General features: G+C 63.7%; 24 protein-coding genes and 1 pseudogene. 21 read left to right on the top strand and 4 right to left on the bottom strand.

Annotation, left to right across the window (positions count from 1 at the left end; genetic code table 11):
* The first annotated feature begins 58 nt into the window (after positions 1-58).
* From WDS16_RS03125 to WDS16_RS03100, 6 genes are all read left to right on the top strand, one after another.
* Positions 59-1,102, top strand: a complete 1,044-nt coding sequence (locus tag WDS16_RS03125; protein ID WP_338890414.1) for an ABC transporter substrate-binding protein — start codon at positions 59-61, stop codon at positions 1,100-1,102.
* Positions 1,099-1,920 (top strand): ABC transporter ATP-binding protein, encoded by an 822-nt coding sequence (locus WDS16_RS03120; protein ID WP_338890411.1) that lies wholly within the window; start codon positions 1,099-1,101, stop codon positions 1,918-1,920. Before WDS16_RS03125 ends, WDS16_RS03120 begins: the two co-directional genes overlap by 4 nt.
* Positions 1,913-2,737 (top strand): ABC transporter permease, encoded by an 825-nt coding sequence (locus WDS16_RS03115; RefSeq protein WP_338890409.1) that lies wholly within the window; start codon positions 1,913-1,915, stop codon positions 2,735-2,737. Before WDS16_RS03120 ends, WDS16_RS03115 begins: the two co-directional genes overlap by 8 nt.
* Before the next feature lie 8 nt (positions 2,738-2,745).
* Positions 2,746-4,074: an LLM class flavin-dependent oxidoreductase gene (locus WDS16_RS03110; RefSeq protein ID WP_338890407.1), complete on the top strand. Its 1,329-nt coding sequence runs from the start codon at positions 2,746-2,748 to the stop codon at positions 4,072-4,074.
* A gap of 2 nt (positions 4,075-4,076) precedes the next feature.
* A complete protein-coding gene (locus tag WDS16_RS03105; RefSeq protein WP_338890405.1) occupies positions 4,077-4,997 on the top strand; it encodes a TauD/TfdA family dioxygenase in 921 nt (306 codons plus the stop codon).
* A gap of 106 nt (positions 4,998-5,103) precedes the next feature.
* Positions 5,104-5,970 (top strand): alpha/beta hydrolase, encoded by an 867-nt coding sequence (locus tag WDS16_RS03100; RefSeq protein WP_338890403.1) that lies wholly within the window; start codon positions 5,104-5,106, stop codon positions 5,968-5,970.
* Here the strand turns inward: WDS16_RS03100 and WDS16_RS03095 are convergent.
* Positions 5,963-7,315, bottom strand: a complete 1,353-nt coding sequence (locus WDS16_RS03095; RefSeq protein ID WP_338890401.1) for a cytochrome P450 — start codon at positions 7,313-7,315, stop codon at positions 5,963-5,965. The genes WDS16_RS03100 and WDS16_RS03095 overlap by 8 nt on opposite strands.
* An 84-nt stretch (positions 7,316-7,399) precedes the next feature.
* On the opposite strand from WDS16_RS03095, the gene WDS16_RS03090 reads away from it, so the two are divergent.
* From WDS16_RS03090 to WDS16_RS03080, 3 genes and pseudogenes are all read left to right on the top strand, one after another.
* The gene (locus WDS16_RS03090) at positions 7,400-8,017 is read left to right on the top strand and encodes a TetR/AcrR family transcriptional regulator (RefSeq protein WP_338890400.1); all 618 of its coding nucleotides are present in this window, start codon (positions 7,400-7,402) and stop codon (positions 8,015-8,017) included.
* An 11-nt stretch (positions 8,018-8,028) separates the two neighbouring features.
* Positions 8,029-8,166: pseudogene (locus tag WDS16_RS03085) on the top strand (DUF2256 domain-containing protein); the annotation flags it as partial.
* A gap of 15 nt (positions 8,167-8,181) precedes the next feature.
* A complete protein-coding gene (locus tag WDS16_RS03080) occupies positions 8,182-8,433 on the top strand; it encodes a DUF3253 domain-containing protein (protein WP_338893235.1) in 252 nt (83 codons plus the stop codon).
* A 25-nt stretch (positions 8,434-8,458) separates the two neighbouring features.
* On the opposite strand, the gene WDS16_RS03075 is transcribed toward WDS16_RS03080, so the two are convergent.
* On the bottom strand, positions 8,459-10,066 hold the full coding sequence (locus WDS16_RS03075; protein ID WP_338890398.1) for an MFS transporter: 1,608 nt from the start codon (positions 10,064-10,066) through the stop codon (positions 8,459-8,461).
* Between the two features lie 253 nt (positions 10,067-10,319).
* Here WDS16_RS03075 and WDS16_RS03070 point away from each other — a divergent pair, with 253 nt between their 5' ends.
* Positions 10,320-11,411 carry an IS110 family transposase gene (locus WDS16_RS03070; protein ID WP_338887872.1) on the top strand — a complete coding sequence of 364 codons (1,092 nt, stop codon included), beginning with the start codon at positions 10,320-10,322 and terminating at the stop codon, positions 11,409-11,411.
* Positions 11,412-11,786: 375 nt separating this feature from the next.
* Here WDS16_RS03070 and WDS16_RS03065 read toward each other — a convergent pair whose 3' ends face one another.
* Positions 11,787-12,734, bottom strand: a complete 948-nt coding sequence (locus WDS16_RS03065) for a sugar-binding transcriptional regulator (RefSeq protein WP_338890396.1) — start codon at positions 12,732-12,734, stop codon at positions 11,787-11,789.
* A 129-nt stretch (positions 12,735-12,863) separates the two neighbouring features.
* Here WDS16_RS03065 and WDS16_RS03060 point away from each other — a divergent pair, with 129 nt between their 5' ends.
* From WDS16_RS03060 to WDS16_RS03015, 10 genes are all read left to right on the top strand, one after another.
* Positions 12,864-13,505 carry an SIS domain-containing protein gene (locus WDS16_RS03060; protein ID WP_338890394.1) on the top strand — a complete coding sequence of 214 codons (642 nt, stop codon included), beginning with the start codon at positions 12,864-12,866 and terminating at the stop codon, positions 13,503-13,505.
* A complete protein-coding gene (gene xylB / locus WDS16_RS03055) occupies positions 13,502-14,986 on the top strand; it encodes a xylulokinase (protein ID WP_338890393.1) in 1,485 nt (494 codons plus the stop codon). The genes WDS16_RS03060 and xylB overlap by 4 nt, the downstream gene beginning before the upstream one ends.
* Entirely contained in the window at positions 14,983-15,621 is a 639-nt protein-coding gene (locus tag WDS16_RS03050) for a hypothetical protein (RefSeq protein ID WP_338890391.1), read from the top strand. Before xylB ends, WDS16_RS03050 begins: the two co-directional genes overlap by 4 nt.
* Positions 15,618-16,652 (top strand): NAD(P)-dependent alcohol dehydrogenase, encoded by a 1,035-nt coding sequence (locus WDS16_RS03045; protein WP_338890389.1) that lies wholly within the window; start codon positions 15,618-15,620, stop codon positions 16,650-16,652. Before WDS16_RS03050 ends, WDS16_RS03045 begins: the two co-directional genes overlap by 4 nt.
* Positions 16,649-17,413: a glucose 1-dehydrogenase gene (locus WDS16_RS03040; RefSeq protein WP_338890387.1), complete on the top strand. Its 765-nt coding sequence runs from the start codon at positions 16,649-16,651 to the stop codon at positions 17,411-17,413. The genes WDS16_RS03045 and WDS16_RS03040 overlap by 4 nt, the downstream gene beginning before the upstream one ends.
* Entirely contained in the window at positions 17,407-18,456 is a 1,050-nt protein-coding gene (locus tag WDS16_RS03035; RefSeq protein ID WP_338890385.1) for a zinc-dependent alcohol dehydrogenase, read from the top strand. Before WDS16_RS03040 ends, WDS16_RS03035 begins: the two co-directional genes overlap by 7 nt.
* A complete protein-coding gene (locus WDS16_RS03030; protein ID WP_338890381.1) occupies positions 18,453-20,021 on the top strand; it encodes a sugar ABC transporter ATP-binding protein in 1,569 nt (522 codons plus the stop codon). Before WDS16_RS03035 ends, WDS16_RS03030 begins: the two co-directional genes overlap by 4 nt.
* Positions 20,018-21,037, top strand: coding sequence for an ABC transporter permease (locus WDS16_RS03025; protein ID WP_338890379.1), 1,020 nt, complete (start codon positions 20,018-20,020; stop codon positions 21,035-21,037). Before WDS16_RS03030 ends, WDS16_RS03025 begins: the two co-directional genes overlap by 4 nt.
* Before the next feature lie 51 nt (positions 21,038-21,088).
* A complete protein-coding gene (locus WDS16_RS03020; protein WP_338890377.1) occupies positions 21,089-22,129 on the top strand; it encodes a substrate-binding domain-containing protein in 1,041 nt (346 codons plus the stop codon).
* Positions 22,130-22,220: 91 nt separating this feature from the next.
* On the top strand, positions 22,221-22,979 hold the full coding sequence (locus WDS16_RS03015; RefSeq protein ID WP_338890375.1) for a GolD/DthD family dehydrogenase: 759 nt from the start codon (positions 22,221-22,223) through the stop codon (positions 22,977-22,979).
* Positions 22,980-23,108: 129 nt separating this feature from the next.
* On the opposite strand, the gene WDS16_RS03010 is transcribed toward WDS16_RS03015, so the two are convergent.
* A complete protein-coding gene (locus tag WDS16_RS03010; protein WP_338890373.1) occupies positions 23,109-24,359 on the bottom strand; it encodes a DUF4185 domain-containing protein in 1,251 nt (416 codons plus the stop codon).
* A 247-nt stretch (positions 24,360-24,606) separates the two neighbouring features.
* Between WDS16_RS03010 and WDS16_RS03005 the strand changes: the two genes are divergently transcribed.
* The gene (locus tag WDS16_RS03005) at positions 24,607-25,983 is read left to right on the top strand and encodes an NAD-dependent succinate-semialdehyde dehydrogenase (protein ID WP_338890372.1); all 1,377 of its coding nucleotides are present in this window, start codon (positions 24,607-24,609) and stop codon (positions 25,981-25,983) included.
* Positions 25,984-25,990 lie beyond the last annotated feature (7 nt).

The following is a 25,990-nucleotide window of genomic DNA, read 5'->3' as shown; positions in this document are numbered from 1 at the left end:
GGAACGCCGCTACAGCGGCAATGCCCGTCCCGATGCACGCACCGGAGGAACACACCCGATGTATCCGAAACCACTTCACCGCAAGGTCGTCGCGCTGATTGCTGCCCTGGTGGCAGGCTCGGCGGTGATCACGGGATGCTCGGGTTCGTCCGACGCCGAGAAGACCGCCGACGGAAAGACCGTATTTCGCTACCAAGGTTCAGCGAGTCAAGTGACATTCCCCGAACTGGCCGACAATCTCGGCTACTTCGACAAGGTGTCGCTGAACTGGGTGGGTGACACCACCAGCGGCCCGCAGGACATCCAATCCGCTGCCACTGGCGACACCGAATTCGGCGGCGCATTCAACGGTGCCATCGTCAAACTGGCTGCCGCACAATCGCCTATCCAGTCGGTCATCTCGTACTACGGCGCCGACAAGGAGACCTTCAACGGCTTCTACGTACTCGAGGACAGCCCCATCCGAACCGCGAGGGACCTCATCGGCAAGAAAGTTGCGATGAACACCCTCGGCGCCCACGCAGAGTTCATCGTTCGGGAGTGGCTCGCCCAGCAGGGTCTGACGAAGGACGAAATTGCGCAGGTCGAGCTGACCGTCGTGCCACCGGTGAACACCGAACAGGCTCTGCGACAAGGCCAGATCGATGTCGGCACACTCGGATCGGTGTTCCGCCAGACTGCCACCGAACGCGGCGGCCTTCGTGAACTCTTCACCGACGAGTCGCTCTACGGGACGTTCTCCTACGGCACCTACGTCCTCAGAAAGGACTTCATCGAGCAGAACCGCGACGCTGTGCAGGACTTCGTACAGGGTGTCGCCCGCGCGATCCACTGGACGCAGACCGTCCCCCGTGCAGACGTGATCGCCAAGTACAAGGACATCATCGCCGGTCGCGGTCGCAACGAGAACCCTGATCTCGTCGACTACTGGAAAAGCTCGTCCGTCGCGCCCGGTGGCGTCATCGCGGACGAGGAATTCGGAATCTGGATCGACTGGCTTCAACGCAACGAGGGACTCGACGAGTCGATCACACCGTCGGACATCTACACCAACGAATTCAATCCGTACGCGAACGGCCAAGCGCAGCTGGAGTCGAAATGAGCACCAACACAGCAAAACTGGTATTGGACGGCGTCACCAAGCAGTTCGCGACCCGCAGTGACAGCGACCCGTTCACCGCAGTGGACGACATCAGCCTCGAGGTCGCCAGCGGGGAGTTCCTCGTACTCGTCGGGCCGAGCGGTTGCGGCAAGTCCACCCTGCTCGATCTACTCGGCGGCCTCACCGAACCGACCTCGGGCCGCATCCTGCTCGACGGCACTCCGATCACAGGTCCTGGCCTCGACCGCGGGATCGTCTTCCAGCAGTACGCCTTGCTTCCGTGGCGTACGGCCAGGCACAACATCGAGTTCGAGCTGGAAGCAAAAGGTCTACCGAAGAAGGAGCGCCGCGAGGTCGCACAGCGGTATCTCGAACTTGTCGGGCTCGACAGCTTCGCCGAGCACTACCCACACGAACTGTCGGGCGGCATGAAGCAACGCGTCGCAATTGCGCGCAGCCTCGCATTCGACCCCGAGGTCCTGCTGATGGACGAACCGTTCGCCGCTCTCGACGCCCAGACCAGAGAATCTCTGCAGGACGAGCTGCTCCGAATCTGGAAGGCAACGGGTAAGACCATCGTCTTCATCACGCACGGCATCGACGAAGCAATCTACCTGGGGCAACGCGTTGCAGTACTGACCTCGCGTCCTGGACGGATCAAGACCGTCGTCGACGTCGCCATCGACCGCAGCGTCGCCGACGTTCGGTCCAGCGCCCAGTTCCGATCGCTGCGTCACCACGTGTGGACGCTGCTGCATGGCGAAGTGGAACGCGCGCGATCGACCGAACTCGAATCGGCAGGAGCATCTCATGGTTGACCTACTCGCACGACCCACGGGCACAGCGCTCGCCACGCCATCTCGCGGCCGTCGCGGCCTGTCCTCGAGCTGGACCGTCGTCAAACCGCTGATCGCGATCGCGGTATTCCTCGGAATCTGGGAGCTCGCTCCTCGCTTCGGCCTGGTCGACGCCGTCTTCCTTCCCCCGTTCTCGGTGGTCAGCGAGGCCTTCGTCGAGCTGATCCTGAACGGGCAGCTGTGGGAGCACCTGTCTGCCAGCCTGACTCGTGCACTGACTGGCTTTTCGATCGCCATCGCGATCGCGGTCCCACTGGGTGTCGCGATCGCCTGGTACAAGCCGGTCGCCGAGTTCCTCGGACCCATCCTCGAATTGTTCCGCAACACAGCAGCACTCGCACTACTCCCGGTCTTCATCCTCATCCTGGGCATCGGGGAGACATCGAAGATCGCACTCGTGTTGTATGCCAGCTCTTTTCCGATCCTCCTCAACACGATCTCCGGCGTTCGCACCGTCGACTCGTTGCTGGTCAAGTCCGCCCGATCACTGGGACTACCACCGCTGAGATTGTTCCAGAAAGTGATCCTGCCCGCCGCGGTCCCGACGATATTCACGGGCATCCGCATGGCTGCGGCGTCGTCGATTCTCGTGTTGATCGCCGCGGAAATGGTCGGCGCCAAAGCAGGACTGGGCTACTTGATCACCGCATCTCAGCTGAACTTCCAGATACCGAACATGTACGCGGGCATCATCGCGATCTCCCTCGTGGGTCTCGCATTCAACGGTGTCATCGTTGCCGTCGAACGCCGATTCTCCCGCTGGCGCCAGAACACCTAGGAGCAGACATGACACGAAAGCAATTGCACCTCAATGCATTCCTGATGGGCGTCGGCCATCACGAAGCCGCGTGGCGGCACCCACGCACCGACGCCACTCGGGTGCTCGACGTCGCCCACTTCCAAGATCTCGCGAGACTCGCCGAGCGCGGCAAGCTCGACTCGGTGTTCTTCGCGGACAATCTCGCTACCGGCCCGAGGGTGCGCAACAACGCACCGGCGATCTTCGAGCCCATCACGCTGCTGACCGCAATGGCCGCAGTCACCAGCCGCGTCGGCCTGATCGCGACGGCATCCACCGGATACAACGAACCGTTCAACCTTGCCCGCAAGTTCACCTCGCTCGATCACATCAGCGGTGGCCGAGCCGGCTGGAACATCGTCACGTCGGGCGGTGTGGACGAGGCCGCGAACTTCGGCTACGACGAGGTGCCCGATCACGCCGGACGCTACGACCGCGCCGCCGAGTTCGTCGACGTCGCCACTGCGTTGTGGTCCAGCTGGGACGAGAACGCCCTTGTGCTCGACGAGGAGTCCGGCATCTTCGCCGACAGCGACAAGGTCAACACCATCGACCATCGGGGCCCTCGATTCTCGGTACGCGGGCCACTCAATTCACCGCGCTCGGTGCAGGGACGCCCGCTTCTGGTGCAGGCTGGGTCATCGGCGAGCGGCAAGGACTTCGCCGCCCAGTACGCCGAGGCCGTCTTCACCGCGCAGCGCACCCTGACCGAAGGCCAGGACTTCTACCGAGACCTGAAGTCACGCCTGAGGCGTTTCGGTAGGGCTCCCGACGACCTGAAGGTCCTGCCCGGGATCGTGCCGTACCTGGCGGACACCGAGGCGGACGCAGTGGGTCTCGAGGCCGAGTTCACCGACCTCATCTCGCCGGAGTACTCACTGCGGCAGCTGTCGTGGATGCTCGGAACCGATCTCAGCGGGCACTCCCTCGATTCCCCACTGCCCCCGCTGCCCCCGATCGAACAGATCCGCGGCAACAAGAGCCGCTACCAGTTGGTGAAGAACCTGGCCGAGACCGAGGAACTGACTGTGCGGCAGCTGATCGGACTGCTCGGCGGAGGACGCGGTCACCGGACGTTCGCCGGAACCCCCGAACAACTTGCCGACGAGCTCGAGCTGTGGTTCGACGGCGGTGCGGCCGACGGTTTCAACATCATGCCCCCGTACCTTCCCGGCGGACTCGACATCTTCGTCGACCAGGTCGTCCCGATTCTCCAGCAGCGCGGACTCTTTCGCACTGAATACACCGGAACCACCCTGCGCGGCCACTACGGACTGCCCGCGCTTCCGTCACGAACCACCTCACTGAAAGGCTGACCATGTCGACATCCTTTGCACCCACACAGCAGGCCGAGGTGGTCAAACTCGGCCAGCACATCGGCGCGCGCATCGACGGCGTCACGCTCGGTGGCGATCTCGCCTCCACCACCGTCGACCTCATCCGTGCTGCGCTCGCCGAACACAAGGTCATCTTCTTCCGCGGTCAGCACCACCTCGACGAAGACGGGCAGTACGCGTTCGCAGAACAGCTCGGCACCCCGACCACGCCGCACCCCACCGTCACCTCTCGCGGGGTGAAGACGCTCGCCATCGACTCCGAATACGGTAAGGCGAACAGCTGGCATTCGGACGTCACCTTCGTCGACCGCATCCCCAAGGCATCCATTCTGCGTGCCGTCGCACTGCCCGAATACGGCGGGACCACAGTGTGGGCGTCGTCGACGGCAGCGTACAACGCGCTGCCGGACTCACTGAAGGCCTTGACCGAGAGCCTGCGGGCCGTGCACACCAACGTCTACGACTATGCCGCGACGGCGGCCGAGAAGATCGCCGACGAAAAGACGACAGAGTACCGCGCGGAGTTCCAATCGACGTACTTCGAGACGGAGCATCCTGTCGTTCGAATCCACCCGGTGACCGGCGAGAAGACACTTGTACTCGGCCACTTCGTCAAGGGTTTCGTCGGTCTGTCGTCGAAGGAATCGCAGACCGTCTTCAACCTACTTCAGGAACGAGTGACCAAGCTGGAGAACACTACTCGGTGGTCGTGGCAGCTCGGCGACGTCGCCATCTGGGACAACCGTGCGACCCAGCACTATGCCGTCGCCGACTACGACGAGCAGTACCGCCGTCTCGAGCGCATCACCCTTGCAGGCGACATCCCGGTCGGCGTCGACGGAACCTCGAGCCGATCGATCGCGGGCGACGCCTCGTCGTACTCGGTCATCGACGAGAACTAGCGGGCGCGCGGAGTCGAATACGACGATCTGCGAACGGACAACAAGGCCGAAGCGATATGTTCCTTCTCAGCGCCCCCGCCCTCAGCGCCCGCCGAAGGAGACCTTCATGACCGCCGCAGCATCGTCGTACATCTCGAAGCAGGACCAGCTCGATATCTCGACCTACACCTGGGCCACCTCGGTCGAGCCCGCCCGCGGCGTCGTACAGATCGCGCACGGGCTCGCCGAGCACGGCCGCCGGTACGCACGGTTCGCCGCGGCCTTGAACGACGCCGGGTTCCATGTCGTCGCGTCCGACCATCGCGGGCACGGCGTGTCGATCGCCGAGACAGCTGGAGACTTCGGGTCGGTCGGCTTCGCCGCATTGTGGGCGGACATCGAGCAACTCGGTGAAGCACTGCTGAACGACTATCCGGACCTCCCACTGTTCCTCTTCGCGCACTCGATGGGATCGTTTGCTGCGCAACATGTCCTGATCGAACGCTCCGACCTGTATACGGGGGTCGTCCTGTCGGGATCCACTACACTCGATGTCCTCGCAGCCGGAATGGTCGACGCCCCGGCCGGCGACCTGAGCGTCTTCAACAGCGCATTCGAGCATCGCACGGGATACGAGTGGCTCTCACGCGACGAAGCCGAGGTCGACGCCTACGTCGCCGACGAGCTGTGCGGTTTCGACTTGCCCGAGACCACCGTCCCCGCACTTTTCACCGAGGCGAACAAGCTCGCAGACCCGCACGAGCTCGGTGAAATTCGCTCCGATCTCCCACTCTTGATCGCCTCGGGATCCGACGATCCACTGGCCGGTGGCGGGCAGCTGATCGAACAGTTGGCGTCCCGCTACCGTGAAGCCGGCATGAGCGATGTGACCGTCAAGATCTACCAGGGCGCGCGACACGAAATCGTGAACGAGACAAACCGCGACGAGGTCACGGCCGATATCGTCGGGTGGCTGATCGACCGACTCATCTAAGTCGCAGGTCCACCGGTTGTCCGTCTTCCGGGAACGGCAGTGAGGTGAAGTTCAGCGGCGCAACGTAATCGGTGTCCACAGCCCAGTCGTAGCGCAGTAGCAGGTGGTGCATGATCGTCTTGATTTCGGCGCCGGCGAAGAACATGCCGATGCACTTGTGCACTCCACCGCCGAACGGCTCCCACGCGTAGCGATGCACTTTGTCCTCGCATCGGTCGGTGTCGAACCGGCCAGGATCGAACACCTCGGGGTTCGGCCAGTACTGCGCCATATGGTGGGTGAAGTGTGGCGCGACCGACGCGTACGTCCCTGCGGGGACGTATTTGCCCTGAACCTCGGTGTCTTTCACCGCCCGCCGAGCGACGACGGGAGTCGGTGAGACCAACCTGAGGCACTCTTTCATGACCAGGTCGAGTGAGTGCAGTTCGTCGAGCTGCGTCAGCGTCGGTGAATCGGTACCCAGTGCCGTCGACTCCGCCCGACACTTGCGCTGCCACTCAGGATGCTGTCCGAGGTACTGCATCATCGTCGAGAGTGTGATGGTCGAGGTGTCGTGGGCTGCCATCAGCAGGAAGATCATATGGTCGACCACTTCGTCGTCCGTGAAGCGCTGGCCTGTATCGGATTCGATGTGGCACAACACCGAGAAGAGGTCGTCGGTCTCGTTCGCACGCCGGGCCGGGAGGTACCGCCGGAAGAAGGCGTCGAGAACCTTCCGGCCGTCGAGTCCACGCTTCCACCGCGTGCCCGGCAACCGGTACCGGACGATAGACGTCGCCGCCTGCACGCACGCGACGAAACTGGCGTTGATCTCCGCTATTTCAGCCTCGGTGCTGCCCTCGGCCCCACCCATGAAGATGCTTGTCGCGATGTCGAGAGTGAGGGATTTCAAAGCGGGGTACACCAGGAAACCGTCGGCTGCGGACCACGCATCCAGTCCCGCGCTGACGACGGGATTGAGGGATTCGACGGACTTGGTGAGGCGGTCACGTGTGAAGGCCTGCTGCATGATTCGGCGGTGACGAAGGTGCTCCTCGGAATCCAGCAGCATGAGCCCACCGTGGAAGAACGGGCCGATCAGCAACGACCATCCGTCACTGTTGACGAATGCCTTGTCCTTGTTCTGTAGAACCTGCTGGCATGCATCCGGTCCGAGGACGGTGATCCAGCGCTGCCCTGCCATGGTCAACCACGACACCTCGCCGTACTTCTCCCACCGCCGTCCGAACAGCGCCAAGGGGTCCTTGATGTACTCGAGGGTGTGCCCGACAACAGGAAGTCCCCCGTCGCCGGAGACTGCTTCGAGGCGCGAATCTGCAGGTGGAGCGGCAAGAATCCGAGACATGTTCAACCTCCGTCAATCTGACAGGAAGCCATGTCAGATAACTGTAGTGTGCGTCACAGCGAGAGCATCTGTCAACATCTATCCATGACTCCGACGACACGCCGTTATGCGGGCATGAGCGCAGACGACCGCGCAACCGAGCGTCGGACGCGCTTGCTCGAAGCCGGTCTCGAAGTCTTCGGCACCGCCGGCGCAGCGGGCGCGACGATGACCGCGATCTGCGCGCAGGCAAAGCTCACCGAACGCTACTTCTACCAGAACTTCAGCAGCAGAGACGATCTCCTCCGGCACGTCGTCGATGCCATTGCCGAGGAAATTCGAGCCGCGGCCCTGACCGCACTGCACACTCCAGCTGACACCGTAGAAGGTCAGGTGCGCAACGCCATCGCGGCCTTCGTCACCGTCCTGACCGAGGATCGACGCAAGGGACGAGTCGCGATGATCGAATCCGCTGCCGTCGACTCACTCCGCGCACATCGACGCGAATCGATGCGGGACTTCGCCAAATTCGTCGCTGATCAGGCCCGCGACCTGTACGGCGAGCGAGCCTGGCCGGAGCCGCAGTCACAAATCAACGGCATGCTGTTCATCGGAGGCCTCGCCGAACTCGTCGTCGCCTGGCTCGACGACGAGATCGATGTGACGCCGGCGCAAATCGTCGACGCTGCGACCCACCACTTCGTCTCCACCACCCATCGCTGACGAAAGCTACAGTGGTTTCGGTGGCCCACGCACACCGAACCAAGCAGTCGACGCCGCCGGACAAGACGTGTGCATCCTGCGGTCGGCGCATCGAGTGGCGCAAGAAGTGGGAGAAGAACTGGGATGACATCAAATATTGCAGCGATGCCTGCCGTCGACACAAGGTGACCGCATCGGACCGCGAGCTCGAAGCGAAGATTCGCGAGCTGCTCGATGCCCGCTCTCGTGACTCGACGATCTGCCCGTCGGACGTTGCGCGTGCGATGTCCGAGACCGAGTGGCGCGAACTGATGGAACCCGTGCGGCGCGCGGCCCGCCGTTTGGTCGACGCCGGCGAAGTGGAGATCACCCAGAAGGGTACCGTCGTCGACCCGTCGACAGCCAAGGGCCCCATCAGGATTCGCTGGACACGCTGACGAAGCGTATTTCATTGCCGTGAAACTACGGGCCCTCGGGCACCTGAGCGGTAGGTGCCTGCCGCGGAATATTGCCCGTGAAGAACAAGGCTGCCAGCCCCAGCAGAGCTGCCAGCGCCAGCGCAACTCGGAGCGCCTCGAGCCGAGCGTCCGCATTGAGGTCCACTATCTCCTGAGTGGCCGAGTCCGGCACGGACGTCTCGTTCAGTGCAGCCTTCAGCTGGCTGTCGGACAAGAACGGAACACCGCTGGCGAGCTCGGTGGTGGCCTGCTCCCTCACTGCGGCCGGAACATCGGGGTTCGACTGGATGCCCGCAACGATCGTCGCGCTCAGGGTTGCGATGAGTACCGACCCAATCAACGCAGTTCCCAGCGATGCACCGAGATTGGTGGCGGTGTTCTGTAGCCCGCCGACCTCTGCACTTTGGGAATCCGGGACGGCCGATACCGTCACCGCGCCGAGCTGCGAGGCCAGGGCCCCGAGCCCCAGACCCATCAGAAGCATCGGTATCGCCACGATGCCGGCATCGGCACCCGGATCGAGACCCGCGACCAACACCAGGATGCCGATGATCATCGACGCCAAACCCCACCGCACAACTCGACGAGGGTTCGCGTGAGGCCACAGCTTCGGAATGCCCGCGGCTGCGACGAGCAACGCAATCGACAGCGGGATGAGTCGTATGCCGGTCTGAAGGGCGCTCAGTTCCAGAACGACCGACAGGAACAGCGGCACGGTGAAGAACACGCCCGCCTGGACTGTGAACTGCGCAAAGAACATGGTGAGCCCACCGGTCAATTGACGGTTGCGAAGCAGCCGCGGATCGATCAACGGTTCTCCGCCGGACTCGGCAAGATGCGTCTGCCATCTCATGAATACATACAAGAGCATCGTTCCGGCCAACAGCAACCAGATCACCGGTGACAAGCCCGCGATCTCGGAGCCTCCCGGTTTCGGCCGAATCCATCCCCACTCACCCGATCTGAGCACGCCGAACACGATCAGACCCAGGCTGGCAACCGAGAGCGCGGAGCCGACCAGATCAAGCCGAACTCGTGCAGGTGGAACGTCCTTGATACGACGCAACACCAACAAGATCACAACGACGAGAACGACCTCACCGACGAAAACGTAACGCCACGAGGCGAACGTGGTCACCGCTCCCCCGATCAACGGCCCCGCCGCTACCGCCATCGCGCCCGCTGCAGCGACCAGACCGTATGCTGCTGCTCGCCTTTCAGGAGGGAAGTTCGCCGCAACCAACGCAACGATGGCAGGCATGATCAGTGCCGCACCCATGCCTTCCAGTAGCGACCACCCGATGAACAGCACCGGAAGATTCGGTGCCAGCGCGGTGATGAGCGACCCGAGGCCGTAGATGACGAGACCGAGGGCAAATGCTCGGCGCCGTCCCATGATGGTGCCGATCTTGCCCCCGGTGATCATGAGCGTCGCCATCACCAGCGTGTAGAGCGTGATCGCCGTCTGGATCCCGGTAATTGTCGTGTCCAAGTCGGCTGCAACCTGAGCCATCGACACGTTCATGACCGAACTGTCCAGCGTCATCAAGAACTGACTCGACGCCAGCACTGTCAGCACGAGCCCCGAACCTGTTTTCGTTGCAGCAGTCACGAATTCACCCGCTTGGCAGCTGTTGTCCCACGACTATGCAGCTGGTCGGTCGATTCCGAATCACCCGTCCCGGATGAGATGCCATCGTGCAGGATTTTCGGCTGGCGGCTCCGCCGCCAGACGGTATGAGGGTGCCCCGGAGATTTCATCAGCTTCGGGGGATGCGGGCCGGGGCCCCTCTCACCCATGTTCGTGGGTTACCGAGTAGGAATTTGGCCCTGCTCGGTCTATCCAACAGTGGTGGGAGGCCCCGGTGATTACTGAGCGTACGAGTGTTGGTCTCGATGTGCACGCACGTTCGGTCGCGGCAGCAGCGATCGACGGCGTGAGCGGCGAAATTTTCAGATCCACGTTGACCCCGGATTACGAACACATCCGATCCTGGATAGCCTCGTTACCCGGCCCGACTGCGGTCGCGTACGAAGCAGGCCCGACCGGGTTCGGGCTCTACAGGGCGCTGACGGAAGCGGGCATCCGCTGCGAAGTCGCAGCGCCGTCGAAATTGCAGCGACCTGCAGGTGACCGCATCAAAACCGACGCCCGCGACGCACTGCACCTGGCGAAACTTCTGCGTCTGGACGAGATCACCTCGATCTCGATCCCGACCGTCGAACAGGAAGCGGCGCGTGATCTCGTGCGTGCCCGCGAGGACTGCCGAGGTGACCTGATGCGCTCGCGGCACCGGTTGTCCAAACTACTTCTGCGTCATGGCATCGTCTACTGCGCTGGCAACGCCTGGACCCAGGGCCACGACCGATGGCTGCGGGGGGACGCGCGCCGAGCATTGACTATGCCCGCGACGCGATTGGCATTCGACGCCGACTACGACCACGTACTGACCATGACCGCGCGCCGTGACAGGTTGGATGCAGCAATCGAGGCGATGGCCGCCGACAGCGAATTCACACCCATCGTGCATCGACTCGGATGCTTACGCGGGGTGGCGACGCTGACCGGATTCTCCTTGGCAGTGGAAATCGGAGACTGGAACCGCTTCACTGGCAACACAATTGGATCGTTCGTCGGACTGGTACCGAGTGAACACTCCTCTGGCGGATCGCGGGCGCAGGGGTCGATCACCAAGACCGGCAACACACACATACGCAGGTTGCTCATCGAGTCCGCCTGGCAACACCGCCCGCACTACACGCTCGGCGCCACCATGACCAAACGGTGGGACCTGGCCCCGGCCGCAGCACGAGCTCGCGGCAATGCCGGCAACCATCGCCTGCACAATCGGTGGGTCCGATTCACCGAACGCCGCAAACGGCCCGTAGTAGCCAACGTCGCCATCGCACGAGAGATGGCCGGCTGGTGCTGGTCACTGGCAGTGATGGACTGCTGAGACCCTCCTGAACCCGCTTCGCCGGCCAGAGACACCGGTGGTGACAGCGCGTGGATCGACCCGCGACGCCCCTGTGAGCAGACCTGCACGGTCGACGCTCGATGCCAGATACGCGGATACGATCCTGCCGAACACCCGTCCTGCGGTACCCAACCCGCGTATATCAGTCTGACCGCGCGTCGAGATACGACACGCTCACCACCACAGACTCACCGACGAAGCGCAGAGACGCCGTCGGGGTCGCTCCCCGGCGGCGTCTCACCCTGCCCTCTTGACAAAGTTGTTCCCATATCAGTGGCGCGGTTAAGTGCACCCTGGTGCACTCAACCGTGCCACTGACGCGGAGCGTCACGCCGTTGCGAACGACGCGGAGCGTCAGCGCACCAAACTCGCCGCCGTGTTCGCGTCGATGATCAACGACGACACCAAGCCGGACTTCAGCACCGCCAGGACCGCATCCCGCTTCGACTCCCCCGCCGCGATGGCGATGACGTGGTCGATGCTCCGAAGAGACTCCTCCGACACGCCCATTCGCCGATCATCGAGCCCGTGGATTCGTCGCCCGTCGCGGTCGAGCATCAAGGCACACGATTCGGCCACCACTCCGTGATCCGCCCACTGCCGCGCTTCGCCCGGAGCGAGCAGGTCGTACACCTGAGACAGCCCGGGCTTCCACGCACCGATGGAGACAACAGCTTTCGTCACCGACCGGTGATGACTCAACGTCTCCTGGATACCTCGACTGCTACGCAACGCCGCGCAGGTCTGCGCGTCGGATACGACCAGCGGCGCATACATCGACCATGCACGACCACCCCCGAGGGCGGTGATACGGCGGACCAACTCGGCCGAATTCGACCCGATCTCACCCGCCATGCCGGTGAGCTGCACTACGTCGCACGCAGCGATGGAATCGAGGTGAGTTGTCATACGCGCCAGGGTTCGTCCGCAGTCCACCCCGAGCACATCCGATGGGGTGACGATCTCGGTCAGAAGATCGGCCGTCACTCGTCCGACGGCATCCCACAGTTCGCCTTCGCCACCAGTGATGGTGCGCACCGCAAATGCCATCCGAAGATCGAAGGTGTCCTTGAGCGCGCGCGACAACTCGATATCGATCGATTCCGGTGCATGCACGGTGATTTCGACCATGCCCGACGACACCGCGTCCTCGAGCATGCGCGCAACCTTGAACCGCGACAAGCCGAATTCGTCGGCGATCTGCACCCTGGTCCGCCCGTCGACGTAGTACCTGCGTGCGATCAACCCCCGCTGGATCAACTCCTCGGGACCGACTCTGCGACCGTCTTGCTCTTGGGGCATCCCCTCAACCTTCCTCGATCCAACCTGAACATCATTACACAGCGCTCACATGAGCGGGGCCATTGACAAACGAGCGCAGACTTATGCATGATCCGTGTCACTAGTCATGTGAGCAGTGAGGCACAACATATGAGCAAGCTCGACGACGCCGATCTACGGCGTCTAGCGCGTACCGTCCTGGTGCGCGAAGCAGCGGGCCTGGAATCGCTGGTGGACGTGGTGGAACCGAGCGTCGTACGCATCGCCCGCGCTGCAGTGAGCACCACGGGCAAAGTCATCACCACGGGTTCCGGCACCTCGGGCATCATGGCCGAACGACTCGCACACTTGTTGTCGGTCTGTGGAACGCCGGCGCTCTACCTCCCGTCGATGGACGCCCTGCACGGCGGGATGGGAGCCGTCGGAACAGATGATCTGGTCCTGGCGATCTCCAAGACCGGCCGCTCTGTTGAATCGACTCAATTGGTCAGCGGCCTGGTCGGGCGGGGTATCCGCGTCGTCGCAGTCACCGAGGCCGCCGACTCGCCGTTTGCGTCCGCTGCCACCGACATCGTCGAACTACCCACGACAGCGCCCGATGCCGACCCCGGCGACATGATCGCGTTGACCAGCACCCTGGCCGTCGGCGCGTGGGGCGATGCTGTCGGCGTCGTCGCCATGGCGCTGACCGGACACACGATGCGCGACGTCGTCGACCTGCACCCAGCCGGCGGCGTCGGCGCCCGCGACGACGTACGCACCGGCGACAACGCACCGGTGGTAGCACTGTGACGCGCCGAGTGGTCGTCGGAATCGACTCTTCGACCCAGTCCTGCAAGGCGGAAGTCCGCGACGCGGAGTCCGGAGAACTGGTGGCGTCGGGATCCGCCCCGCACACACCGGCGTTCCCACCATGCAGTGAGCAGGAACCCACCTCGTGGTGGGACGCACTCGTTCTCGCAGTCCGAGCTGCTCTCGACACAGCCGGCGAGAGCGAGGTCGCCGCCATCGGCGTCGCCGCACAGTGCCACGGCCTCGTCCTCCTCGGCGTCGACGACGAACCCCTCCGGCCGGCAAAGCTGTGGAACGACACCACCGGCGCCGAGCAGTTGGCGAAACTGGTGGAGACCATCGGCGGCCCTGCGTGGGTACGACGCATCGGATCGCTGCCCACCGCAGCCTTCACCATCGCGAAGCTCGCCTGGGTTGCCGAGCACGAACCGTCGGTGCTCGACGCCACTCGACGCACCCTTCTCCCGCACGACTACCTGACCTTCCGGCTTACCGGCCGGGCTGTCACCGACCGCTCCGACGCATCGGGCACGGGATATTTCGACGCGCAGACCTCCACGTGGCTGCCGGACATCCTCGACGTCGCCGCCGGTGCGCGTGACTGGCTCCCGATGTTGCCGACGGTTCTCGCCGGCGCCGAGCCTGCCGGATTCGTCACCGAGACCGCCGCATCCGAACTCGGTATCACCGGACCGGTCCTCGTCGCAGCCGGCGCCGGAGACCAGCATGCCGCCTACCTCGGTCTCGGCCTGACCGACGGTGACCAGTACGTCGGACTCGGCACCTCGGGCGTCGTGGCCACCTCCACGCGCACGCCGATATTCGACGAAGGCGGAATCGTCAACGGCGTCGCCGACACCACCGGCGGTTATCTACCACTCATCTGCACGCTGAATGCGGCACGAGTCGGCGATACCGCGGCGCGCATCCTCGGTACCGACCACGCCGGACTCGCCGAGCTGGCCCTCGCCGCCGGACCGACCGTCGGCCCGACCCTGGTGCCCTTCCTCGACGGTGAGCGCACCCCCAACCGCCCCTACGCGCGGGGAATGCTCACCGATCTCACTTCTGCCACCACCCGGCACGAGATGGCCCGGGCGTTCCTCGAAGGCCCTCTACTATCTCTACTGTCCGGGCGAGATGCCATCCGCTCGTTCGGCATTCGATGCGAGGGACCGATCACCGTCGTCGGCGGCGGCGCACGCTCGCGCGCAACTCTGCAGCTGCTCGCAGATCTCTCTGGTGACACCGTCACGGTGCCGGACACAGACGAGGCGACGGCACGGGGAGCCTGCGTCCAGGCCGCAGCCGTCGCAGCCGAACTCGATGTCGACGCGATGGTCGCGCTCTCGCATCGATGGGCTCCGCAGGCCAGGACGACTGTCCTTCCCCGGCAGACCGGACGCGACATCGACACCGTCCGTCGGAACTGGGCGCGGGCCGCCGCCGTCGACGTACTGGATCGACCGGTGACACAGTGAGTCTCGCCCTGGCCCCGTGGCACGTCGACCACGTAGCTCATCTCGCGGGAAGCATCTACGCGGCAGCTCCTGGGCGACGGGTCGACGCCGCCCGTGCACTGGTCGACGCCGGAATCGCCGTGCACGTCGATGTGATGGTCCCGAACGAAGGACCTCCCCGAGGGATAGACGTCGCTGAACTCGACGACATCGCAGCGCAGGTTCCGCCCGACATGCTCGGAATCCACCTGATCGGCAGCGCATCCGGTGTTCGAAGGCTCCTGCCGAGCATCCCCGAGTGCGCGGATCTGTATCTGCCGATCGGAATTCGAGACCGTCGGGTGGCCACGCGCCTCTGGGCCGCCGTCTGGGACGAATTCGACGACTCAGCACCTGCCGAAGCCGATCTCGACGGGTACGACGGCGTTCTCGTCATGCTGCTCGAACCGGGTACATCCGGCGCTGCAGATCTGTCACGTCTGGCGCTCGTCGAGACGTTCTCTCGTCGAACCGCCGTCACCGTCGACGGCGGGGTCACACCCGAGTCGATAGATCGATGCCGCTCCGCCGGTGCCACCACGCTTGTCGTAGGACGCGCGATACTTGCCAACTACTCACCGCTGTCCAATTATTCACTGCTGGAAGGACAATCATGACATCGACACCTCCCGCATCCTCGATGCGCGCGAGCGTGATGACCGGCGTGCGCACCCTCGAAATCGAGGATCGCCCCGTTCCCACACCAGCGGCGTACGAGGTGCTGATCGAGGTCGCCGCCGTCGGGGTCTGCGGGTCCGACGTGCACTACTACCGCGAGGGTCGCATCGGTGACTTCGTCGTCGACGAACCGATGATTCTTGGACATGAACTGTCCGGCAGAATCGCCGCAGTCGGTGCCGGCGTCGACCCGGGCCGGATCGGCCAGCGCGTAGCCGTCGAGCCGCAGCACCCCTGCCGTCGCTGCACGCAGTGCATGGCCGGGCGGTACAACCTCTGCCCTGACATGAAGTTCTACGCGACGCCTCCCGTGGACGGTGCGTTCTGCCGATACGTCACCATCGATGCCGACTTCGCCCACCCGATACCGGATTCGATGTCCGACGAGGCCGCCGCACTCCTCGAACCTCTGTCGGTCGCGGTGACGACGATGCGCAAGGCCAACATCGCCCCTGGATCGTCCATCCTGATCGCGGGAGCCGGACCGATCGGCATCATCACGGCTCAGGCCGCACGTGCATTCGGCGCGGCCCGCATCGTGGTGTCGGACCCGGTCGAATCCCGACGCGAACGCGCGTTGACGTTCGGTGCCACCGAGGTCATCGATCCCATGACCGTCGACGTCGCTGCGCTCGATCCACAGGTCGATGCATTCGTCGACGCCAGCGGAGCTGTGCCTGCCGTCCAGAGCGGCATTCTTGCCGTCGGGCCTGCCGGACGCGTGGTGCTGGTCGGTATGGGCGCGGACAACTACCCGCTTCCGATCAGCCACATCCAGAACTTGGAGATCACCGTGACCGGCGTGTTCCGGTACACCGATACCTGGCCTGCTGCAATCCATCTCGTGTCCTCCGGCCTGGTCGATCTCGATCGGCTCGTCACCGGCCGCTACGACCTCGAGCATGTCGCCGACGCGCTCGACAGTGACACCGACCCTGCCAGCCTCAAGTCGATAGTGGTGCCCACATGAGCAAGAATCCATTCGATCTGACCGGACGTACCGCGATCGTCACCGGCGGCAACCAAGGTCTCGGCCGCGCATTCGCGTTCGGACTCGCCGAAGCCGGGGCGCGCGTCGCCATCGCCGGACGCAGCGCCGAGCGCAACGAGAAAGTCGTCGCCGAAGCAGCCTCCGAGGGACACGAATTCACCGCGATCACCGCCGACATCACCAGCCGCGCCGACATCGACCGGATGACCGCCGAGGCCATCGACGCGCTCGGCCACGTCGACATCCTCGTAAACAACGCGGGCACTTGCTATCACAACGATTCCTGGGACGTCACCGAGAACGAGTGGGACAGCGTATTCGACCTGAACGTCAAAGCGTTGTGGGAGTGCAGCATTGCCGTCGGCGCTCACATGCACGAGCGCGGCAGCGGTTCGATCGTCAACATCGGATCGATGTCCGGCATCATCGTCAATCGTCCGCAGATGCAGCCTGCCTACAACGCGTCGAAGGCCGCCGTGCATCACCTCACCAAATCCTTGGCAGCCGAGTGGGGCCCGCTCGGAATCCGCGTCAACGCGGTCGCGCCCGGTTACTGCAAGACCGAGATGGCACCGGTCGATCGCCCCGATCTCAAGCGCTACTGGATCGACGACGCACCTATGCAGCGGTACGCGTTGCCGGAAGAGATCGCACCCAGCGTGGTCTTCCTCGCCAGTGATGCAGCAAGTTTCATCACGGGATCCGTTCTCGTCGCGGACGGGGGTTACACCGCATGGTGAGCACCGAGACGGTTCGGCGCATCCTCGTCGAAGGCATCGACGGTGTCAGCGTCGAGACTGTGCCGACGCCGGTGCCCGGTCCAGGTGAGGTGCGTGTGCGGAGCACCATCGTCGGCATCTGCGGCTCCGACATCCACGCCGCGCACGGTCGCCACCCGTTCATCGACCTTCCGTTCCGTCCGGGCCACGAAGTGGTCGGCGTCGTCGATGCCGTCGGCGAGGGCGCAGATTCCGGCCTTGTCGGCACCCGCGTTGTCGTCGAACCCAACCTGGCGTGCGGGCACTGCACCCAGTGCTTCGCCGGTCGGTACAACATCTGCGCCGAACTCGCTGTGTTCGGCTGTCAGACCCCGGGCGGCCTCACCGACGCCTTCACCATTGCCGAGGACCGAGTTGTGCCCCTGTCCGACGATCTCGACGACCGTCACGCAGCGCTGATCGAACCACTCGCGACGCCGGTCCACGCCGTCCGCCGCGCAGACGCACTCATCGGCGGGCTGGAGGGGAAGCGGGTAGCCGTGTTGGGCGCAGGTCCGATCGGTCTCTTCGTACTGCTCGCCGCCCGCCGAGCCGGTGCCATCGTCGTCGTCGCCGATCTGCTCGAGTCCAAGCGTGCCCGGGCCGAGCGGCTCGGGGCCGTCGGCAGTGTCGATCCCCTTGCCGCCGATGCGGTGACGGCTGCGCACCACACGCTCGGCGGGCCGGCCGACGTCGTCATCGACTGCGTCTCACGTGAGTCCTCGATCGCGCAGGCAATAGATCTCGTCGACAAGGGCGGTGCCGTGCTGGTCGTCGGCGTCGCAGCAGGGGACACGCCCGTGCCGCTCGAGAAGATCCAGGACCGCGAGATCATCCTCGCCGGCGCTCTGATGTACGTCCGCGAAGACATCCAGGAGGCGATCGACATGCTCAGCGACGGTTCGATTCCGGTCGACGAGTTCGTGACAGCGGAGTTCCCACTCGAACGCTCCGCGGAGGCATTTGCCGCATCCGCCGATCCGGAGCACGTGAAAGTACTGATCACCGTGGGGGATCGAGCATGACCGCCTTGCTCGAGTGCCAGGACCTGACCAAGAGCTTCGGTGGGGTGCCGGTACTGAAGGGGATATCCCTCGACCTCGAACCGGGCACAGTCACAGCGCTCGCCGGAGAGAACGGCGCAGGCAAGTCCACGCTCATGAAGATCGCCACCGGCCAGCTCCGCGCCGATACCGGAACGGTCATGATCGGCGAACACCAACTCTCGTCGGGCGACTCGCGGGATGCCGTCCGGCACGGGGTCGCGATCGTCCCCCAGGAACTTGCATCGATCGACGATATGACCGTCTACGAGAACATGTTCGTCGGACGCGAGAAGCGCCGCGGCATCTTCTTGGATCGTCGCGCGATGATCAAGGAGGCAGCGGAGGCACTGAGCGTCTTCGACGTCACCATCTCCCCCACCGCACGCATGGGCAGTCTGCCTGTCGGACTGAGGCAGATCATCGAGATCGTCAAGGCTGCACGCACGGGTGCTCAGGTGGTCATGCTCGACGAACCGACGTCGGCCATCTCCGAGCGCGAGGTCGAAGGCCTCTACCGGGTGATGCGGCAGCTGCGCGATCGCGGTGTCGCGATGGTCTACACCACCCACAAGATGGCAGAGATCCGCGCGATCGCCGACCGCGTCGTCGTACTGCGTGACGGCAAACTGATCACCGACGAGAAGCTCACCGACATCACCGACGACGACATCGTCACCGCCATGATCGGCCGCGAACTCGACAATCTCTTCCCGACTGTCGGCAAGGACATCGGAGATGTGGTCCTGGAAGTCCAGAACCTTCATGTCGCAGGCGCGTCGGCGCCGATAGACCTGACAGTCAGGCGCGGCGAAATCGTCGGCCTCGCAGGCCTTGTCGGAGCTGGACGCACCGAGCTGCTCGAAGCCCTGTTCGGCATGCGCACGGTGACGTCGGGAACGGTCAAGGTCGACGGCAGGACCGTACCCAAGGGCAAACCCGCCGCTGCGATCACCGCGGGGATGGCTATGGTGCCCGAGGACCGCAAGGTCAACGGCGTCGTGCTGTCGATGAGTGTGCTGGACAACGGATCGCTTCCGAGGCTGTCGAAGTTCAGCATCGCCGGATGGCTGCGCAACAAAGCCAGGGCGACCGAGGTGACCAGCGCAATGGACTCCGTTCGGCTGCGAAGCCGAGGAATGAGCCAGAGCGTCGGAACCCTGTCCGGTGGAAATCAGCAGAAGGTTGTGCTCGCTCGCTGGCTCACCGGCACGGTCGACGTGCTTCTTCTCGACGAGCCGACGCGCGGCGTCGATGTCGGAGCACGCTCCGAGATCTACCGGATCATCACCGAATTCGCCAGCCGCGGAATGGCTGTTGTGATGGCCTCGTCGGACATGCCGGAAATCGTCGGTCTGTCGCACCGAGCGTTCGTCATGCGCGAGGGAGCCTTCGTCGGCGAACTCGACCGCGAGGCGCTCGATCATCCCGAAGTTCAGGACTCGGTGTTCCGCCTCGCGACCGCCCTCGACACGCGAAGCGAGCAGTCATCGTCCACAACCCCCACGACCGAGAAGCGGTCGTCACTCGAGGAGGCACCACAGTGACAGCACCCGTCGCTGATCCGGACGAGAAGACGTCCGTCTCGGCCACTACCGGAGAGCCGGTACGCCGGTTCTCCAGCGCCTGGGCGGGAGCCCTGGCATTGCGCTATTCGATGGTCATCGTGATGCTCCTGGTGATCGCGTACTTCTCCTACCGCAGTGCGCGTTTCGGCACCGTGGACAACTTGCAGACGATTCTCGTCGCTGCGGCCCCGTTTGCGCTCATCGCTCTCGGCCAGACCCTCGTCATCCTCACCGGCGGCATCGACCTCTCGGTCGGTAGCGTCATCGCAGTCTCGGCAATGGCATCGGCTGCAGTGGCGAAAGCGAACCCCGGTCAGATCTGGATGACGGTGCTCATCGCCATGGCCGTCGGACTCGCGGCAGGGTGCATCAACGGATTTCTGGTATCTCGCATCAATGTGCCACCTTTCATCGCAACTCTCGGTATGCTCACAGCCGGTTCAGGTTTCGCGTATGTGATCGGCGGCGGCGCTCCGATCAACGGCCTTCCGGCAGAGTTCGGCCAGATCGCCAACACCAAGATTTTCGGCCTTCAGATTCCGGTTCTCGTGATGATCATCGGCATCGTCGTGCTGGCCGTGGTGATGAAGCGAACCGCGTACGGCATGCGGGTCTACGCCGTGGGCGGCAATCGAACCGCAGCCGAGATCGCCGGAATCAACGCCAAGAACGTGCTGTTCAGTGTCTACGCTCTGTCCGGTCTGCTCGCAGGCCTGTCCGGGGTCATGCTGGCATCACGTGTCATCTCAGGCCCTCCCAATCTGGGCCAGGGATACGAACTCGACGCCATCGCCGCAGTCGTCATCGGCGGCGCAAGCCTGATGGGCGGGCGCGGCACCATCTGGGGTACTGCACTCGGCCTGTTCATGATTCAAACGCTCAACAACGGTCTGGACCTCCTCGTCGTTCCCGCCTACTGGCAGGACGTCATCAAAGGAGTTCTGATCGTCGCCGCAGTCTCGGTCGACGTCTGGTCGTCCAAACGAAGAGTCTGATCGCCCCGAAAAGACCTACCCAGAACCCACCCCACCGATCCGGAGATGACAATGAAGTTTGCTTCCAAGATGCTGACCGTGGCGGCCGCAGGCCTGCTCACCGTCGGTGTCACCGCTTGCGGCGCAGGCGATACCAGCGCACAGGACGGCAAGACGCGCATCGGCGTCACCGTGTACGACATGAGCTCGTTCATCACCGCAGGCAAAGAAGGCATGGAGACCTACGCTGCGGCGAACAACATCGAACTGCTGTGGAACTCCGCCGGAAACGACGTGTCGGTCCAGGCCGGCCAGGTCGACTCTCTCATCAACCAGGGTGTCGATGCGATCATCGTCGTTCCTGCACAGGCTGATTCGCTCGCACCACAGGTACAGTCCGCGAAGGACAAGGGCATTCCCGTCATCGCTGTGAACGCGGCGCTCGAGACCGACCAGATTTCAGGGAACGTTCAGCCCGACGACGTCGCGGCAGGCGCGCAGGAAATGCAGATGATGGCGGACCGCCTCGGCGGTCGCGGCAACATCGTCATCCTGCAGGGCCCGCTCGGCGGATCAGGCGAAATCAACCGCGGCGCAGGCATCGACCAGGTACTTGCGAACTACCCGGACATCAAGGTCCTCGCCAAGGACACCGCCAACTGGAAGCGTGACGAAGCGGTCAACAAGGCCAAGAACTGGCTCTCCAGCTTCGGCGATCAGATCGACGGCGTCGTCGCGCAGAACGACGACATGGGCCTCGGCGCACTGCAGGCACTGAAGGAAGCCGGGCGCACCGACGTCCCGATCGTCGGCATCGACGGTATCGAGGACGGCCTGAACGCGGTCAAGAGCGGTGAGTTCATCGGCACGTCGCTGCAGAACGGAACCGTCGAACTCTCCGCCGGCCTCGCAGTGGCCAACAAGATCGCCAAGGGTGAAGAGGTCGACACCGATCCTGTCTACGTGATGCCCGCGATCACGTCCGAGAACGTCGATGTCGCCATCGAGCACGTCGTGACCAACCGTCAGGAATTCCTCGACGGACTCGTCGACCTGACGGCGGCGAACCTCGAAACGGGCGACATCGCCAACGAGGGAATCCCCGGACAGTAGTTACCGCAACCGCACACACTTCGGGGCGGAACGGTGCCCACCTCGGCCCGTTCCGCCCCGAACTCCATTCACCACCGGAAAGGCCACTTCAATGACCGCAGTACCTCCGCCCGTAGATCTGTCGTTCGACGGATTGGTTGCCGTTGTCTCCGGTGGTGCATCGGGTATCGGCGCGGCGATCGGCGCGGCCTACGTCGCGCAGGGCGCCGAGGTGGTGCTCGTCGATCGTGACGGCGACGCGGCTGCGTCGGTCGCCGCAGACATCGGTGCGCGAAGCGTGGCGTGCGACGTCGCGAACCGCACGTCCGTCTCGCGGGCGGTCAGCTCGGTGATCGAGGACCTGGGCAGAGTGGACGTCCTGGTCAACTCTGCCGGGGTCGCTCGACTCGGCCCGGCGGAAGACCTGTCGGACGAGTTCTGGAACCTGACGATGGACGTCAACCTGACCGGCACGTTTCTGATGTGCCAGGAATTCGGCCGCACGATGCTCGCCCGAGGGTCCGGCCGAATCATCAACATCGCATCGCAAGCGGCCACCGTCGCCATCTCCGAACATGCCGCATACTGCGCGTCGAAGTTCGGCGTACTCGGCCTGACCAAGGTCCTGGCCGCCGAATGGGCGGGCAGAGGCGTCACCGTCAACACCATCTCCCCCACCGTTGTCATGACGCCACTCGGCCGCGAAGCGTGGTCCAACCCGAAGGGCGATGCGCTGCGCGCTCGTATCCCGGTCGGCCGGTTCGCCGAGACCGATGATGTCACCAATGTTGCTGTGTTCCTTGCATCTTCGGGCGCATCGATGATCAACGGTGCCGATGTTCTCGTAGACGGCGGATACACGATCCTCTAGTGCACCGTCACAGGGTCAGGGGACCACCCGGGATCCACGCCCGGTAACGACGCCGTCCACGAGTATTCATGTCTCCCCCCTCCGAAGCCGAATGTTGTCACCGACACATCGACTGTCCGGTTCGTCGTGTTACGACTTCAGGAGATCGAGATTGGTCTTCAACAGGAGCACGTTGTAGTCCGACCACCGCGAGGCCGTGAAGTACAGTTCGTTGCCACTGGTGACCGGATGAATGTACGGCGCGTAGATCCCGCCGCCGGTCTGCCTGGCGTCGAGCAGTGTCTTCGGCGCACTCCACGGACCTTCCGGGTGTTCGGCAGTCCGTGCCAGGATCGTGCGGTCGATCTCGTTGCCGTACAACATGACATACCGTCCGAGGTAGTCGTTCCATGCGACCGATAGCTCGCTGACGGGTTCCTTGACGGTCGACACCGAATCGGCCACGTTTTTCGACCACGGATCCGCCGGATCCTGCGTCGAGTACTCGTACTTCGTCAGATCTAGGATGTTTTCGGGCTCGACGCGGGCGACGAATGCAGCACCGAATCGACCGTTCGGGGTGCCGAATTGGTAGATGAACCCGTCCTGGCCTTCGACATAGGCGTTCATCTGATATTTGCCGTTGCTCTCCTCGACCTGAGGCAGCGTCGGAATGGTGACACCGGCGTTGACGCGGATCGTTCCCGGTTGCGTCGCCCACGTTTGGCCGTTGTCCGTCGACGTTGCGATGGCCGAGAAGTTCGTGACCCACCGACCGGGTGCGCCCCATTCTCGGACCGACATGTAGTTCATGTACTGCGTTGTGCCGATCGCGATCGCGGCCGTGGGAATGACTGTGTCCTCGACACCTGCGATGCCGAGGCTAGGGATCACCTCACTTGCGAATCCTGCCGGCTGGACGACCGCACCGGAGGTCGAATCCCCCGGCACCCCGTCGGCGACGGTGATGCCGTCCGCTAGGTTCGAGTCGTCGGACCGCATCAACACGTTGCTACGCCACTGCGCTCCGGACACCGAGCAGTTGCCGAACGTGTCACCGAAGGCCATCAGTGTCTGCCCGGCGCCGTTGTCCCAACTGATCCCGAGATCGGTGCCGGAAATCCCGAAGCGGTCGTACGTGCTGTTGGGACTCAGTGGGCCGGTCACCCACGCGACCGAGGTGGCATTGCCGGAAATCGCGGGCAGTGGGCCTTGCGGTCCACGAGGGTTCTTCTCCGGTCCGCCCGCGCTGCCTGAAGATCCGAACAGCGGTGACGATCCAGGTCCACCGATCCCCCCACACGGTTCCGCACTCGCGGTGGGTGACGTCAGCACGGTCAGCCCGCTGGCCACCAAGGTGAGAGCAGCGCCAGCCGCAATCTGTCGAGTCCGTGCGCGCATGAACGCTCCCCATCGATCCGTGTGACTCAAGTTACTGTTGAGACTGATGTGGTGAGTGTTGCGTAAAACTACGCCATCCGCAACAAATCGGACGTGTCGGTACTTGACAAATCACGATGTTCGAGAATGACACCAGTGGCATTCGGCTGGCCCGGACAGCGCGCCCGACTACCTACGTGACCAGCATGATCACGCCCTATTTGCCCGATTCGGAACATTCAGGCCCCGCCGACCCGTTGAAACAAGTATGACGACCTACAAGACTGTCAATCCCGCCAACGGCACGACCGTCAAGGAGTTCGACACGCTGGACGCACAAGGTGTCGAACGTGCACTTGCTTCGACGCACGCCGGCTACCAAACCTGGCGCATCACGTCGCCGCAACATCGCGCCGAGACGTTACGCAAGGTTGCCGATATCTACACCGAACGCGCCGACGAGCTCGCCCGAAGCATTTCGCTGGAGATGGGAAAGCCGCTCGCGGAGGCACGGGGTGAGGTGAAGCTGTCCTCGGCTATTTACAGGTACTACGCCGACCACGGACCGGCACTGCTCGAAGAGGAGCATCTCGACGTACCCGGCGCCGCGGAATCGGTGGTACAACGCAAACCCATCGGCGCGCTGATCGGCGTCATGCCGTGGAACTTCCCGTACTACCAGGTAGCGCGCTTCGCAGCGCCGAACCTGATGCTGGGCAACACGATTCTGCTCAAGCACGCTCCCAACTGCCCACAATCGGCGTTGCTCATGGAGGAGATCTTTCATCAGGCAGCGTTGCCCGAGGACGCGTACGTCAACATTTTCGCCACGAACGAACAGATCGCAGACATGATCGCCGATCCGCGAGTGCAGGGCGTGTCCCTGACCGGCAGCGAGCGAGCAGGCACCAGCGTCGCAGAAACAGCGGGGCGCAACCTCAAGAAGGTCGTTCTCGAGCTGGGCGGGTCCGATGTATTCATCGTTCTCGACACCGACGACATCGACGCGACCGTAAAGTCGGCAACTCGTGCACGGCTGTCCAACGCGGGACAAGCCTGCAACGCAGCCAAGCGAATTCTCGTGACTGAACCGTACTACGACGAGTTCGTCGCCAAACTGACCGAATCGTTCGCAGCCACCGTCACCGGCGACCCGCTCGACGAGAAAACCACACTCGGTCCCCTGTCCTCGCAGACTGCGGCCGACAACCTCATCGAGCAGATCGACGACGCCGTCTCCAAGGGCGCGACACTGCACACCGGCGGAAAGAAGATCGACGGTCCTGGCGCTTTCGTCGAAGCGACACTGCTGACCGGCGTAACCCCGGACATGCGGGCCTACAGTGAGGAACTGTTCGGACCGGCCGGCGTCGTCTACAAGGTGAAGGACGCCGACGAGGCCATCGCATTGGCCAACGACTCCGCCTACGGTCTCAGCGGATCGGTGTGGAGCACCGACCTCGACAACGCGAGAACCGTCGCCGAACAACTCGATGTCGGCATGGCATTCGTCAACGAACACGGCACCACACTCCCCGGTCTTCCGTTCGGTGGCGTCAAGCGTTCGGGCGTCGGCCGCGAACTCGGCCCATGGGGAATGGACGAGTTCGTCAACAAGAAGCTCGTTCGAGTGTCGAAGAAGTAGTTCGCGC

The organism is Rhodococcus sovatensis (assembly GCF_037327425.1).
GTDB lineage: Bacteria > Actinomycetota > Actinomycetes > Mycobacteriales > Mycobacteriaceae > Rhodococcoides > Rhodococcoides sovatense.
This window is presented reverse-complemented; position numbering and strand designations above follow the sequence as displayed.